The sequence below is a fragment of the Streptomyces iranensis genome (assembly GCF_017874715.1).
In the GTDB taxonomy this organism is placed as follows: domain Bacteria; phylum Actinomycetota; class Actinomycetes; order Streptomycetales; family Streptomycetaceae; genus Streptomyces; species Streptomyces iranensis.
Genome location: NZ_JAGGLR010000054.1, coordinates 1 through 15,449 on the forward strand (window position 1 = coordinate 1; position 15,449 = coordinate 15,449).

At 73.5% G+C, this 15,449-nt stretch carries 4 protein-coding genes and 1 pseudogene; 4 read left to right on the forward strand and 1 reads right to left on the reverse strand.

Annotation, left to right across the window (positions count from 1 at the left end; translation table 11 throughout):
- Positions 1-166, forward strand: a pseudogene (locus J2Z30_RS52235) (IS701 family transposase); the annotation flags it as partial.
- 63 nt (positions 167-229) lie between these two features.
- Here J2Z30_RS52235 and J2Z30_RS48850 read toward each other — a convergent pair.
- Positions 230-466, reverse strand: coding sequence for a transposase (locus J2Z30_RS48850; RefSeq protein ID WP_107073215.1), 237 nt, complete (start codon positions 464-466; stop codon positions 230-232).
- Positions 467-670: 204 nt separating this feature from the next.
- On the opposite strand from J2Z30_RS48850, the gene J2Z30_RS48855 reads away from it, so the two are divergent.
- The 3 genes from J2Z30_RS48855 to J2Z30_RS50685 all read left to right on the forward strand — a co-directional run.
- Entirely contained in the window at positions 671-898 is a 228-nt protein-coding gene (locus tag J2Z30_RS48855; RefSeq protein ID WP_044566417.1) for a hypothetical protein, read from the forward strand.
- A gap of 219 nt (positions 899-1,117) precedes the next feature.
- Complete coding sequence (locus tag J2Z30_RS52070; protein ID WP_044566415.1) at positions 1,118-1,558, forward strand: hypothetical protein; 441 nt, start codon at positions 1,118-1,120, stop codon at positions 1,556-1,558.
- Between the two features lie 121 nt (positions 1,559-1,679).
- Positions 1,680-15,449 (forward strand): type I polyketide synthase (locus tag J2Z30_RS50685; RefSeq protein ID WP_281062863.1); only part of this gene is annotated, 13,770 nt, incomplete at its 3' end.

A 15,449-nucleotide genomic window follows, 5' to 3' on the forward strand; every position in this document is an offset into this window, starting at 1 on the left:
AGAGAGGGGGCACCCGATCGCACCACCCGGCACGCTGGCCCCAGGCCCTACGCACCGTCCGCAACTGGCTGACCCCCACCCTCATGCTGCAACACCGGTGGAAAGCCTGGTCCAGCACGCCCCCACCACCACAGTTACAAAACCTGATCAACGCAGTCAGTACCGGCCGACCACTCAGCCACCACCTCCCACTCCCGCCTTAACAAACCACCGCTATCCTCGGCCGTCCTCAGCATTGCCGGACGTGACGCGGTTTGAGCCCTGCATTGCGCCAGTCCCCGTACTTCTCCGGCAGGTGGACCCACTGCGTTCCGGTCTGGAACTTGAAGGCGATCGCATCGATCACCTCCCGGTGATCACGCCAGCGTTCACCCCGCTTCGGCGTCCGGTCCGGAAGCAACGGTTCGATCCGCGCCCACTGCGCATCTGTTAACGGCACACCCGGACCAACGACCGGCTGATCCAAACGAAACTGCCTAGGGCATCAAGCGCGGCTACGTCTTCCTCGGCACCGCAACCGCATCAGCCCTGGTCGCCTGGCTCCGTACATGATCGACGGACAAGTCCTAGTCGAGGGGGTCGACGCCGCCTGGCAGGCCAACGGCCCGTTTACGGGTCTCAGCCGGGCGGCTAAGTTGCTGACCGGGGCCACGTTCTGGAGGGGGAAGCGGTGTCCGACCTGCGCGCTCTGTTCGGTTCAAATGACCGAGGCCTGTCGGCGGGCGAGGCCTTCACTAACCGTCAGGACCAGTGGCAAGCGCTCGACGCCGCGCTGAGTGCGCACCTGCGCCACATCGCCGACTCGCGGTTCGACGTCGAGGACTTAGGACTCACCCTGATGACGGCACGCGTATCGCCCAGGAGCCGATGGTCGCCGCCTAGCCTCTGCCAGGTGTAGCTGGCGAAGTAGTCGTGCCGGGGGCTGCCATGATCTGCGACCCGCTGCCCTGGGTGACGGCAACAGCCCGCCCCAACCGGTTGGCGCACTGAGCCACGTGAAGCCGTCGGCACGGCGGACAGGGATGCTCCCCACAGGAAGCTCCAACCTCTCCAGACCGAGGAGCCAGGCCACGCCGACGAGCGGGTACCCCGCAAACGGGAGCCGCACTCCTGGCGTATGGAGATCCACGATGCCCCGGTGGGCATCATCAATGAATTCCGTTTCGATAAGCCCCAGTTCCCGGGCCAGGGCCTGTCTGGATTCCTCGTCGGGGAAGGCGCGGCCGTCGCGCACTACGCCCAGGACACTGCCGTGGTTGCCGTTCGGTTGCAGAAGACGCGGAGAAAGTGGATGTCAGGGGTTACCCGGGCATTCAAGCAGGTCACCAGGTCATCGGCCCGTCGCCTCCTGGCGCTCGGAGCCAGGCCGCTCTGTCATGGCCATCTCAGCCGCGCCGGCGGTGCGGCACCAGCAATTACCGCGGTCAGGCAGCGCTGGACCATGCGCTGGAAGGCCCCACTCAACGCGTTCCAGATCGCCTTTGAGGGATGCCTCACTCCGAGCACCACTCGACAACTAACAAGATCGGTGGCTAAGTTGACTCACCTGTTCCAGTGATCCTCTCGATGCCGACGTGAACGCTGCGACCGAGTGATCTTGTCGCCGAATCCCCTGCCCCCGACCATTCCCCGACGGATTTGGTGACCGCTGTACCGAGAGTGAAAAGCCAGGTGAAACGATGATCGAAGAGACGCGTGGCGTCCACGAATCCCCCCCTCCGATTGCGATTGTCGGCCTGTCCTGCCGCCTGCCGGATACGGACGATCCCGCCGCCCTGTGGGGTCTGCTGGCCGAGGGACGCTGCACGATCTCCGCGGTACCTCCGCAGCGCCGGGAGGCCACCGGGGGCGACGACGCTCCCGGCGTCCAGTGGGGTTCGTTTCTCGACGAGGCCGGCGGCTTCGACCCGGAGTTCTTCGGGATCTCCCCGCGCGAGGCCACCGCGATGGACCCGCAGCAACGCCTGGCCCTCGAACTGGGCTGGGAGGCCGTCGAGCACGCCGGCATCGTGCCCCGGACGCTGGCCGGGACCCGGACGGGCGTCTTCCTGGCCGCGATGCACGACGACTACGCCGCGCTCGCCCGCCGCCGGGGTGCCGACGCGCTCGGCGGGCACTCGTTCACCGGCCTGCAGCGCAGCCTGCTGGCCAACCGGATCTCCTACCTGCTCGGATCGCGGGGCCCGAGCCTGACCGTCGACACCGGGCAGTCGTCGTCGCTGGTGGCCGTGCACCTGGCCGCGGAGAGCCTGCGCTCGGGGGAGTCCGACGTCGCCCTCGCCGGGGGCGTCAACCTGATCCTCGACCCGGACAGCTCGCTGGCGGCGGCCCGGTTCGGCGCGTTGTCGCCGGACGGCCGCTGCCGCACCTTCGACGCCGCCGCCAACGGCTTCGTGCGCGGCGAGGGCGGCGGCGTCGTGGTCCTCAAGCGACTCGCGGACGCCGTCGCCGCCGGAGACCACGTGTACGCCCTGATCAGCGGCACGGCGGTGAACAACGACGGCGGCGGCGACGCGCTGACCAGCCCGCTCGAAGCCGCCCAGCGGGAGGTGCTGCGGCTCGCCTACGAGCGGTCCGGCCTCGACCCGGGCCGGGTCGGCTACGTCGAGCTGCACGGCACCGGAACCCCGGTCGGCGACGTGGTCGAGGCGGCCGCCCTCGGCGCCGAACTGGGCCGGCCCGGCGACCCCCTCGCCGTGGGCTCGGTCAAGACCAACGTCGGCCACCTGGAGGCCGCCGCGGGGATCACCGGCCTGCTGAAGGCGGTTCTGGCGATCCGGCATCGGCGGCTGCCCCCGAGCCTCGGGTTCGAGACCCCCAACCCGCGTATCCCCCTCGGCGAGCTGGGCCTGCGGGTCAACACCGAGCTGAGCGAGTGGCCGTGTACGGACGGGTCGCTCGTCGCCGGGGTCAGCTCGTTCGGTATGGGCGGCACCAACTGCCACGTCGTCCTCGTGGAACCGCCCCCGGCGGCAGTCCACCCCGCGACACCCCCGCACACGACCTACCACCCGCTCTCGGCCCGAACGGCGGACGCCCTGCGGGCCCAGGCCCGGCGCCTGCTGGACGTCCTCGACGCCGGAGCCGACCCGGCCGACCTGGCCTTCTCGCTGGCCACCACCCGGTCGGCGTTCGAGCATCGCGCCGTCGTCCGCGCCCCCGGGCCCGAGGCGTTACGCGAAGGGCTCGACGCGCTCGCGGCCGGACGGCGGGTGCCCGGACTGACCGAGGGGCACACTGGCGCCGACGGCCAGGTCGCGTTCCTCTTCTCCGGCCAGGGCAGCCAGCGTCCCGCCGCGGGCCGCGAACTCTACGCGTCGTTCCCCGTCTTCGCCGAGGCCCTCGACACCGTCTGCGCCGAGTTCGGCACCCGGCTGGACCGGCCGTTGCGGCAGGTCATGTTCGCCAACGCCGGCACCCCCGACGCCGCTGAACTCGACCGGACCGCCTACACCCAGGCTTCGTTGTTCGCCCTGCAAGTCGCCCTGTTCCGCCTGGCCGAGCAGGCCGGTGTACGGCCGGGCGCGCTCGCCGGCCACTCGATCGGCGCGGTCACGGCCGCCCACCTGTCCGGAGTGCTCTCCCTGGCCGACGCCTGCACGCTCGTAGCCGCTCGCGGCCGGCTGATGCAGCAGCTCCCGGAGGGCGGCGCGATGGTCGCCGTCGAGGCGGTCGAGGCGGACGTGTTACCGCTGCTGAATGACTCGGTCTCGGTGGCCGCCGTCAACGGGCCACGGGCCACTGTCCTCTCCGGCGACGAGGACGCCGTCCTCGCGGTGGCCGCCGAACTCGCCGAGCGCGGCCACCGGACCCGCCGGTTACGGGTCGGCCACGCGTTCCACTCGGCCCGGATGCAGCCGATGCTGGGCGCGTTCCGCGAGGTCGTGGAGCGGCTGGAGTTCCGCGCCCCGCGGATCCCGTTCGTCTCCGATCTGACCGGCACGCTCGCCGGGCCCGAGCTGCTCAGCACGGCGGACTACTGGGTGGAGCACGTCCGGCAGCCGGTGCGGTTCCTCGACGTGATGCGGGAGCTCGCCGGGCTCGGCGCCACGAGCTTCGTCGAGCTGGGGCCGGACGGCGTACTCACCGCGGCCGCCGCGGAGTGCCTGGCCGGGAGCTCGGCCGCGGACGCCTTCCGTACGCCGGTCCTGCGCGCCGACCGCGGCGAGGAGCGCACCTTCACCTCCGCGCTGGCCGGTCTGTACGTCCGGGGCGTCCCGGTCGACTGGCCGGCCGTCACCGGGCGTACGGGAAACCGGATCGTCCTGCCCGGCTACCCGTTCCGCCGCAGGCGCTACTGGCTGGGCGAAGCCGTTCGCGCAGAGGAAACCCCGGCCCCGCGCACGAGCGGCCCGCAGGACGTGTTGTCCCTGGTCCTAGGCCGTACGGCGCTCGTGATCGACGCCGGCGACCCGGCCGGCATCGACCCCGACCGCAGCTTCCGCGACCTGGGCTTCAACTCGCTGATGAGCGTGGAGCTGCGCGACGAGCTGGCGGCCGCGACCGGGTTACCGCTGGCCAGCACCGTCCTGTTCAGCCACAGCTCGCCCCGCGCCCTGGCGGACCACCTCCGCGCCGAACTCGCCGGGGACGCCGTACCCGAGGACGAGACGCCGGTCCGGGCGCATCCCGGCGAGCCGATCGCCGTCGTCGGGATGAGCTGCCGCCTGCCCGGCGGGGCCGACTCGCCTGACGCGCTGTGGGACCTGCTGTCGGCCGGTACGGACGCGATCTCCGGCTTTCCCGCCGACCGGGGCTGGGACCTCGACGCCCTGTACGATCCCGAGCCGGGCCGGCCGGGGCACACGTACACGAAATCCGGGGGTTTCCTCGACGCGGCCGGCTTCGACGCGGCTTTCTTCGGGATCTCGCCGCGCGAGGCGACCGCGATGGATCCCCAGCAGCGGCTGCTGCTGGAGACCGCCTGGGAGGCACTGGAACACGGCGCCATCGACCCGGCCACCCTGCGCGGCAGCCGTACCGGGGTCTTCGTGGGCGTCACCGCGCCGGAGTACGGCCCCCGGCTCGCCGACCCGGGCGACTCCTCCGGACACGCCCTGACCGGTACGACGGTGAGCGTCGCCTCCGGCCGGATCGCCTACCTGCTCGGTCTCGAGGGCCCGGCGGTCACCGTGGACACGGCCTGCTCGTCCTCGTTGGTCGCCCTGCACCTGGCGGTCCGGTCGCTGCGGCAGGGGGAGAGTTCGCTGGCCCTGACCGGCGGGGCCGCGGTCATGGCCGGCCCCGGCATGTTCATCGAGTTCGCTCAGCAGCGCGGCCTGTCCCCAGACGGCCGCTGCAAGGCCTTCGGCAGCTCGGCCGACGGCACCGGATGGTCCGAGGGCGCCGGCATGCTCGTGCTCGAACGGCTCTCCGACGCCCGGACGCGGGGCCACGAAGTGCTCGCCGTCGTCCGTGGTACGGCCATCAACTCCGACGGCGCCAGCAACGGCCTCACCGCCCCGAACGGGCGCGCCCAGCAGCGGGTCATCCGGCAGGCGCTGGCCGACGCGGGGCTGGCCCACGGCGACGTGGACGCGGTCGAGGCGCACGGCACCGGCACCCGGCTCGGCGACCCCATCGAGGCCGGGGCCCTGCTGGCCACGTACGGCCGGGACCGTACGGCGGACAATCCCCTGCTGCTGGGTTCGGTCAAGTCCAACATCGGGCACACCCAGGCCGCCGCGGGCGTGGTCGGCGTGATCAAGATGGTTCTCGCCCTGCGCCGCGGGCTGCTGCCGCGCACCCTGCACGCCGACGAGCCCACCCCCGAGGTCGACTGGTCGTCCGGCGCGATCGCCCTGCTCACCGGCGCGACCCCCTGGCCGGAGACCGGCCGGCCGCACCGGGCCGCCGTCTCCTCGTTCGGCATCAGCGGCACCAACGCCCACGCCGTGCTGGAACACGTACCCGCCGCGGCGGAGCCGGTCCGGGAACCCGCCGCCGGCCCTGTGCCCTGGCTGCTGTCGGCCTCTTCGCCGTCGGCGGTGGCCGCTCAGGCCGCCCGCCTGCGCGAGTACCTGCGGACCCGAGAGATCGACCCGGCCGACGTCGCCCTGTCGCTCGCCACCGGCCGAACGTCCTTCCCACACCGGGCCGCGGTGGTGGCGGACCCGAGCGGGCTGCTTCCCGGCCTGGAGCGGCTGGCGGCCGGGGAGCCCGGCCCCGGCCTGCTGCGGGCCACGGCGGCCGACGGCGCGGTGGCGTTCCTGTTCACCGGCCAGGGCAGCCAGCGAGCGGGCATGGGCCGCGAGTTGTACGACGTGTTCCCCGCGTACGCCGCGGCGTTCGACGAGGTGTGTGCCGCCTTCGAGCCGGGTCTCCTGCCGGCCGACGGCGAGTCGCTGGACCGCACGGAATGCGCCCAGCCCGCGTTGTTCGCGATCGAGGTCGCACTGTTCCGGCTGCTCGCATCGTGGGGCGTGACCCCGGATTACCTGCTCGGCCACTCGATCGGCGAGGTGGCCGCCGCGCATGTGGCGGGCGTGCTGTCCCTGCCGGACGCCTGCACGCTGGTGGCCGCCCGGGGCCGGTTCATGCAGGCCGCCCCCGAGGGCGGAGCGATGATGGCGGTGCAGGCCGGCGAGGCCGAGCTGGCCCGGCAGATGGACGGCCAGGCGGGGATCTCGCTGGCCGCCGTCAACGGGCCCACTTCGGTCGTCGTCTCCGGAGACGACGATGTGGTCGAGCGGATCGCCTCGTACTGGCGCGACCAGGGACGTAAGACCTCGCGGCTGCGAACCGGCCACGCCTTCCACTCGCCGCACATGGACCCGATCCTGGCCGGTTTCGACGAGGTCGTGAGCACCCTCGCCTTCGCCGAACCCCGGATACCGATTGTCTCCGGGCGCACCGGCCGGATCGCCGCGGCCGGGGAACTGACCGACCCCGGCTACTGGGTGCGGCAGGTGCGCGAACCGGTCCGGTTCTTCGACGGCGTCCGGCAGCTCGCGGACGCCGGCGTCACCAGCTACCTGGAACTCGGCCCGGACGCGCCGCTGTCCGCGATGGTGCGCGACTGCCTGGGCGACGACTCCCGTGCCGTCGCGGTCCTTCCCATGATGCGTACGGGCCGCTTCGAGCCCGAGACCGTCCTGAACGCGGTGGCCGGTGCCCACTGTCACGGCGTCGCCGTCGACTGGCAGGCCGTTCTCCCCGGCGCCCGTCCGGTGCCGCTGCCCACGTACGCCTTCCAGCGCGAGCGTTACTGGCTCGACCAGCCCGCGCGGCCCGGGGACGCCACCGGTTTCGGGCAGGGCATGGTCGGCCACCCGATGCTGGGCGCGACCGTCCGCCTGGCCGACGGCAACGGGACGCTCTTCACCGGGCGGCTGTCGCTGCGTACGCATCCCTGGCTGGCCGACCACGTGATCGCCGGACGCGTCCTGCTGCCCGCGACCGCATTCGCCGAGCTGGCCCTGCGCGCCGCCGCGGAGGTCGGCTGCGGCGAGGTCGCCGAACTCACCCTGCGGGCGCCGCTGATCCTTACCGCCGGTGCCGGCGTACGCGTGCAGGTCGCGATCGGCAACCCCACACCGTCCGGGCATCGCGAGCTGACGGTGTACTCCGCCGGCGAGCAGGAGGACGACGACGGCTGGACCCGGCACGCCACCGGGCTCGCCGGACCCGCCACGCCGACCGCACCCACCCCTGGGCCGTGGCCCGACGCGGTCCTGAGCCCGGCGGACGCGCCCTACTCGCGGCTGGATACGCTCGGCTACCGGTACGGACCGGCCTTCCAGGGCCTGGAACGCCTCGGTCGCTCCGGCGACGACGTGCTCGCCGAGGTCGGGCTGCCCGAGCAGCTGAGCGGCGACGACCGGGGCCGGTTCGGCATCCATCCCGCGCTGTTCGACGCGGTGCTCCACCCGCTCGTGCTCGCCACCGCCGGGCCGGACGGCGAGCTGCGGCTGCCGTTCTCGTTCTCCGGCGTGCGGCTGCATGCCACCGGAGCCACGCGGCTGCGGGTCCGGGCGACCCGTACCGGCCCGGACACGTACGCGCTGCTGGCCACCGACCCGGCCGACCGGCCAGTCGTCTCCGTCGCGTCGCTCGTGTTCCGGCCTGTCCCGGCCGGGCGGATCGCCGCGACGGCCGCCACCCGGCATCTCTACCGGCCCGCCCTCGTACCGGTACCGCTCGTGGACCCGGCCGACGTCACCGACACGGTGGTGACCGTCGAGCCCGGCACACCACGGGAGGTGCTGGCCCGCGCGCTGTCGCAGACCCAGGAGTGGCTCGCCGACCCGCATTCGGCGGGGCGGCTGGCGTTCGTCACCCGGGGGGCCGTACCCGCCGAGGGTGATCCGGCCGGCCCCGACCCGGCCGGCGCGGCGCTGTGGGGGCTGATCCGCAGCGCGCAGACGGAGCACCCGGACCGGTTCGTGCTGCTCGACCTCGACGACGCCTCGCAGCCGCTGCTCGGCGCCGCCCTCGCCTCCGGCGAGCCGCGACTGGTGCTGCGAGGTGGGCAGGCATACGCGCCGCGCATCCAGCGCTCCCTCGAGCGTACGGACGCAGCACCCCGCCCGGCGTTCGACCCGGACGGCACCGTCCTGATCACCGGCGGCACCGGCGTGCTCGGTGGCATCTTCGCCCGGCATCTGGCGAGCGCTCACGGTGTCCGCAACCTGCTCTTGATCAGCCGGAGCGGACCCGCCGCCGACGGCGCGGCGCAGCTGGACGCGGACCTGCGGGATCTCGGCGCCGAGGTGCGGATCGTGGCCGCCGACGCCGCCGACCGCGCCGACCTGGACCGGCTACTCGCGACCGTCTCGCGCCTGACCGCGGTCGTGCACGCGGCGGGCGTGCTCGCCGACGCGCCCGTGGACACACTGAGCCCGGCCGGGATCGACGCTGTGCTGCGGGCGAAGTACGACGCCGCCCGCAATCTGCACGAGGCCACCGCCGGGGCCGGGCTCGCCGCCTTCGTGACGTTCTCCTCGATCGCCGGTCACATCGGCACCGCCGGTCAGGGCGCCTACGCCGCGGCCAACCGCTGCCTCGACGCGCTCGCCGTTGAACGCCGCGCTGCCGGGCTGTCGGCCACCTCGCTCGCCTGGGGCCTGTGGGACCTGGACGCCGGCATGGCCGGGGGACTCGGACCGGCCGACCTCGCCCGGTGGCGGCGCGCCGGGGTGACGCCGCTGCCGGTCCGTACCGGCCTGGACCTGTTCGACGCCGCTCTTTCGGGCGCCGCGGACCCCGTCCTCATCCCCGTCACCCTTGACCTCTCCGACGCCCCCTCCGCACCCGCCGAGCTCCGTTCGTCGCGCGTTCCGTCGGTGAGTCCAGCGTCCTCGCCGGGCGAACGTGACGTGTTGCGGCTGGTGCTGGAAACCTCCGCCGCCGTGCTGGGACACGGTAGTGCGGCCACGATCGACCCCGAGCGGACGTTCCGGGAGCTCGGCTTCGATTCGCTGACCGGTGTCGAGCTGCGCAACCAGCTCCATGCGGCGACCGGCATGCGGATCGCGCCGACGGTGACCTTCGACCACCCGACGCCCGGCGGGCTCGCGGATCACCTGTCCGCCGAGATCTCCGGCGCCCGTACGGCCACCACGGCGGTCGCGCAGACGGCGGTCACCGGCGAGCCGATCGCGGTCATCGGCATGGCGTGCGGCTATCCCGGTGGCGTACGCGGCCCCGAGGACCTGTGGCGGCTGGTCGCCGACGGCGTGGACGCGATCGGCCCCTTCCCCGGTGACCGGGGCTGGGACGTCGACGACCTGTACGACCCCGACCCGGAGCGGAGCGGCAAGTCGACGACCCGCGAGGGCGGCTTCCTGCACACCGCCGGCGACTTCGACCCCGAGTTCTTCGGCATCAGCCCCCGCGAGGCGCCCGCCGTCGACCCGCAGCAGCGGCTGCTGCTGGAGGCCGCCTGGGAAGCGGTGGAACGCGCCGGGATCGACCCGCTCAGCCTGCGCGGCAGCCGCACCGGCGTGTTCGCGGGGATGATGTACCACGACTACGCCGCCCGGCTGCCGGTCGCGCCCGACGGGTTCGAGGGCCATCTGCTCACCGGGAACACCGGCAGCGTCGCCTCCGGCCGCGTCGCGTACACGCTCGGCCTCGAGGGCCCGGCGGTCACGGTGGACACCGCGTGCTCGTCGTCCCTGGTCGCCCTGCACCTCGCCGCCCAGGCGCTGCGGGGCGGGGAGTGCTCGCTCGCGCTGGCCGGGGGCGTCACCGTGATGGCGACCCCGAACACCTTCGTCGAGTTCAGCCGCCAGCGCGGACTCTCACCGGACGGCCGGTGCCGCGCGTACGCCGAGGACGCCGACGGCACCGGCTGGGCCGAGGGCGTGGGCGTGCTGCTGCTGGAACGGCTCTCCGACGCGCGGCGCCACAGGCACCCCGTCCTGGCCGTGGTCCGCGGCAGCGCGACCAACCAGGACGGCGCCAGCAACGGGCTCACCGCGCCGAACGGGCCGTCGCAGGAACGGGTCATCCGGCAGGCCCTGGCCAACGCGGGACTGACCCCGGCCGAGGTGGACGTCGTCGAGGGGCACGGCACCGGCACCCGGCTCGGCGACCCCATCGAGGTGCAGGCCCTGATGGCGACGTACGGCCGGGACCGGCCGGCGGACCGGCCACTGTGGCTGGGCTCGCTGAAGTCGAACATCGGGCACACCCAGGCGGCGGCGGGCGTCGGCGGCTTGATCAAGATGATCATGGCGATGCGGCACGGCGTGCTGCCCCGGACGCTGCACGCGGGCGTCCCCTCGTCGCGGATCGACTGGTCCGCGGGCGCGGTGTCCCTGCTCGACGAGGCCCGGCCCTGGCCGGAGACCGGCCGTACGCGCCGGGCCGCCGTCTCCTCCTTCGGCATCAGCGGCACCAACGCCCACGTCATCCTCGAAGCGCATCCCACGCCCGTCTTGCCTTCCGCGGCGCCCGCCGCCCCCGACGTCGTTCCGCTGGTTCTCTCCGGGCGCTCCGAGGCGGCCTTGCGGGCGCGGGCCGAGCAGTTCATCCCGCTGCTCGCCGGAGTCCCCCAGGGCGCGCTCGCTGCGGCGGCCGCGGCCGGCTCGGCGTGGGAACATCGGGCCGTCGTGTTCGGGACCGGCCCCGGCGAACTGCGGGCCGGGCTGGAGGCGATCGCGTCGGACAGGCACACGGTCACCGACCTCGAAGTGGTGCGGGGCGAGCGGATCGCGCGCGGCGGTGCGGTCCTGGTCTTCCCCGGCCAGGGTGCGCAATGGCCGGGCATGGCCCTCGATCTGCTCGACAGCTCCCCGGTCTTCGCCGCCCGCTTCGCCGATTGCGCGACCGCGATCGAGAAGTACGTCGACTGGTCGGTGACCGACGCGCTGCGCGATCCCGACGGCGCCGAGCGGGTCGACGCGATCCAGCCGCTGCTGTTCGCGGTCATGGTGTCGCTGGCCGCACAGTGGCAGTCCGTGGGCGTCGAACCAGTAGCCGTCCTCGGCCACTCCCAGGGCGAGATCGCCGCGGCGTGTGTGGCCGGGGCCCTGTCGCTGGACGACGCCGCCCGGGTCGTGACGCTGCGCAGCAAGGCCCTGTCCGTCCTCGCCGGCAGCGGCGGCATGGTCTCGCTCACGCTGAGCGCCGAGCAGGCCGGGCCCCGCATCGAGGCCGCCGGCGGCGAGCTGGCGATCGCCGCGGTCAACGGGCCCCGTACGGTCGTCGTCGCCGGTCCCCCGGCGGCCCTGGACAAGCTGGTGGACGCCTGCACCGCCGACGGGATCAGGGCCCGGCGCATACCGGTGGACTACGCCTCCCACTCGGCGCACGTGGAAGCGATCGAGGACCGGCTCGCGGCCGACCTCCGGGGACTCTCGCCCCGCCCGGCGCGCATCCCGTTCTACAGCACGGTCACCGCCTCGGAGCTGGACACCATGGCCCTCGACGGCGGCTACTGGTACCGCAACCTGCGGCAGACCGTCCGGTTCGCCGACACCGTACGGTTGCTGCTCGACCGCGGCCACCAGGTGTTCGTCGAGGCGAGCCCCCACCCGGTCCTGACCGTCGCCCTGGGCGAGACCGCTGAGCAAGCGGGCCGCCAGGACGAGACGGTCGTCGTCGGAACGCTGCGCCGCGATCAGGGGACTCGGCGACGGTTCCTGGCCTCCGCCGCCGAGGCGTACGTGGGTGGCCTCGCCGTCGACTGGAAGCGCCTGACCGGCGGCGCCGGTCCGTCACACGTGGAGCTCCCGGCCTACCCGTTCCAGCGGCGCCGCTACTGGCTCGACGCCACCACCACCGGGGCCGGCCTGACCCCGGTGGACCATCCGCTGCTGCGGGGCTCGGTCGTCGTCGCCGAGGACGAGAGCGCGCTGTTCACCGGCGAGATCAGCATGCGTACGCACCCGTGGCTCGCCGACCACCGCGTCGACGGCACCGTGCTGCTGCCGGGGGCGGCCTTCGCCGACCTGGTACTGACGGCGGCCGGTCACGTGTCCTGCGACGTCATCGAGGACCTCACGCTCGAAGCACCACTGCTCGTACCGGAGAACCGGCCGGTCCTGCTGCAGATCTCCGTCGGAGCCGTGGACGGGGCCGGCCGGCGGACGGTCTCGGTGCACTCCCGCCCCGGCACCGGCGACGAACCGCCCTGGCAGCGGCACGCCACGGGGGTCCTCGCGACCGGAGCCGCCGAACCGCCGCCCATGACGGACCAGTGGCCTCCGCGTACGGCCACCCGGGTCGAGCTCGGCGACGCCTACGCCCGGCTCGCGGACGACGGATTCGGCTACGGACCTGTCTTCCAGGGGCTGCAAGCCCTCTGGCGCGACGGCTCCCACACATACGCGGAAGTGCGCCTGCCCGAATCCGAGGCCACCGACGGCTTCGGCCTCCACCCCGCCCTGCTCGACGCGACCCTGCACCCGCTCGTCCTGGACAGCGGAGCCGTCTCCGTGCCCTTCTCCTGGACCGGGGTGCACCTGCACGCCACCGGTGCGACCGCCCTGCGGGTACGCCTGACAACGGGTGACACCGGAACCGCCATCGCCGCCTACGACTTCAGCGGTGCGCCGGTTCTGGAGGCCGCCTCGGTGGCGTTGCGCCCCTCCCGGCCCGGAAACGCGGCCACCGCCCCGATTTACCGGCTCGACTGGATCCCCGTCGGCCCGGCCCCCCAAGCAGACCTCTCCGCTGTCACGGTCGCCGTGCTGGCCGCTGGGGGCTCGGGGGAGCTTCTGGCCCGTACGTACGAAAGCACTGCCCAGGCCCTCACCCTGGTGCGCGAGCGGATCGCCCAGGCATCCGAGTCGCGCTTGCTGGTCGTGACCGGCAACGCGGTGGCCGCGGGCCCCGGCGAGACGCCCGACCCGGCCGCCGCCGCCGCACTCGGACTGCTCCGCTCGGCCCAGACCGAACACCCCGACAGCTTCCTGCTGCTCGACCTGCCCCACGGGGAGCAACCCGGGCCCGAACTGCTCGCCGCCGCCCTGGCCACCGGCGAACCGCAACTCGCGGCACGCGACGGGGAGCTCTTCGCGCCCCGCCTCACCGCCCCCCCGCCCGCGACCCCCACGCCGGCCTGGGATCTCGACGGCACCGTCCTCATCTCCGGCGGCACCGGCGTGCTCGGCGCGGCCGTGGCCCGGCACCTGGTCTCCCGGCACGGCCTGCGGCACCTGGTCCTCACGAGCCGCCGCGGCCCGGACGCCGACGGAGCCCGCGCCCTGGCCGACGAGCTGACCGAGCTGGGCGCCCGGGTCACGCTCGCCGCCTGCGATGTGTCGGACCGCGCCGCCATCACCGAACTGCTGACCGCCCTGCCCTCCCTCACCGCCGTCATCCACACGGCCGGAGTCCTCGACGACCACACCGTCGCCACGCTCGACCCGGTGGCCCTCGCCACGACGCTGCGCCCCAAGGCCGACGCCGCCTGGCACCTGCACGAACTCACCCGGGAACTGGCCCCGGGCCTGCGCCACTTCGTCTTGTTCTCCTCTCTCGCCGGCACCCTCGGCACGGCGGGTCAGGCCAACTACGCCGCCGCCAACGCCTTCCTCGACGCACTCGCCCAGCAGCGTGCGGCCGCCGGGCTGCCCGCGACCTCGCTCGCCTGGGGACTGTGGGCGCAGGGCAGCGGCATGACCGGTCACCTGGACACGGACGCTCTGGCCCGGCTCGCCGACTCCGGCATCGCCGCTCTCGACACCGGGCCGGCCCTGGCGATGTTCGACGCCGCCGTCTCGGCCGAGGCCACCGTCACCGTGCCCGCCCGGCTTCACCTGCCGGCGCTGCGGGCCCGGGCGGCCGCGGGCACACTTCCGGCGGTCTTCCGGGGGCTGGTCCGGGGCGTCCGTCGGCGGGTCAGCGAGGACGTCACCCCGGCCCCCGGCGAATACGCCGGGCTCGCCCCGGAAGAGCGGCGGCGCCGGTTGCTCGACCTGGTCGGCGACCACACGGCCGCGATCCTCGGCCATCCCTCGGTGGCCGGCCTCGACACCCGGCGGCCCCTCAGCGACCTCGGCTTCGACTCGCTGCTCGCCGTCCAGCTCCGCAACCGGCTCAGCGCGGCCACCGGCGTCCGGCTACCGGCGACGCTCGTGTTCGACCACCCGACCGTACGGGCGCTCGCCGCCTTCCTGGACGCGGAACTCGCCGGCGCGGCCGCCGCCCCCACCTCGGGCGTGCGGTCGCAGAGCGATGAACCGATTGCCATCGTGGCCATGGCGTGCCGCTTCCCCGGAGGCGTGACCACCCCGGAAGAGCTGTGGGACCTCGTTGCCGGTGGTGGGGAGGCGACCTCCGCGTTCCCGGCCGACCGGGGCTGGAACCTCGCCGAACTGTACGACCCGGACCCGGATCGGGCCGGGCACACGTACGCGCGGGCGGGCAACTTCCTGCACGACGCGGGCGACTTCGACGCCGGTTTCTTCGGCATCAGCCCCAACGAAGCCCTCGCCACCGACCCCCAACAGCGCCTGCTGCTCGAAACCGCGTGGGAGGCGTTCGAACGCGCCGGTATCGACCCGGCCGACCTCCGGGACAGCGACACCGGTGTCTTCGCCGGAATCATGCTGCGCGACTACGGGATCTCCGCCGCCGCCCCGGCGAACCTCGAAGGCCGGCTCGCCGTGAACAGCGCACCGAGCGTCGCCTCGGGCCGCATCTCGTACACCTTCGGGCTCCAGGGGCCGGCCATGACGGTGGACACGGCCTGTTCCTCGTCGCTGGTGGCCCTGCACCTGGCCGCTCAGTCGCTGCGGCAGGGGGAATGTTCGCTCGCGCTCGCCGGCGGTGCCACGATCATGGCCACCCCCGAGCTGTTCGTCGAGTTCAGTCGGCAGCGAGGGCTCGCGGCGGATGGGCGGTGCAAGTCGTTCTCCGGTGCTGCGGACGGCACTGGCTGGGGCGAGGGTGTGGGGTGGCTGTTGTTGGAGCGGCAGTCGGATGCGGAACGGCTCGGGCATGAGGTGCTTGCTGTGGTGCGGGGTTCGGCGGTGAATCAGGATGGTGCGTCGAAT

Excerpts from the sequence above, each read along its gene's own strand:
- J2Z30_RS52070 (WP_044566415.1), top strand. The coding sequence starts at position 1,118 with ATGGAGATCCACGATGCCCCGGTGGGCATCATCAATGAATTCCGTTTC.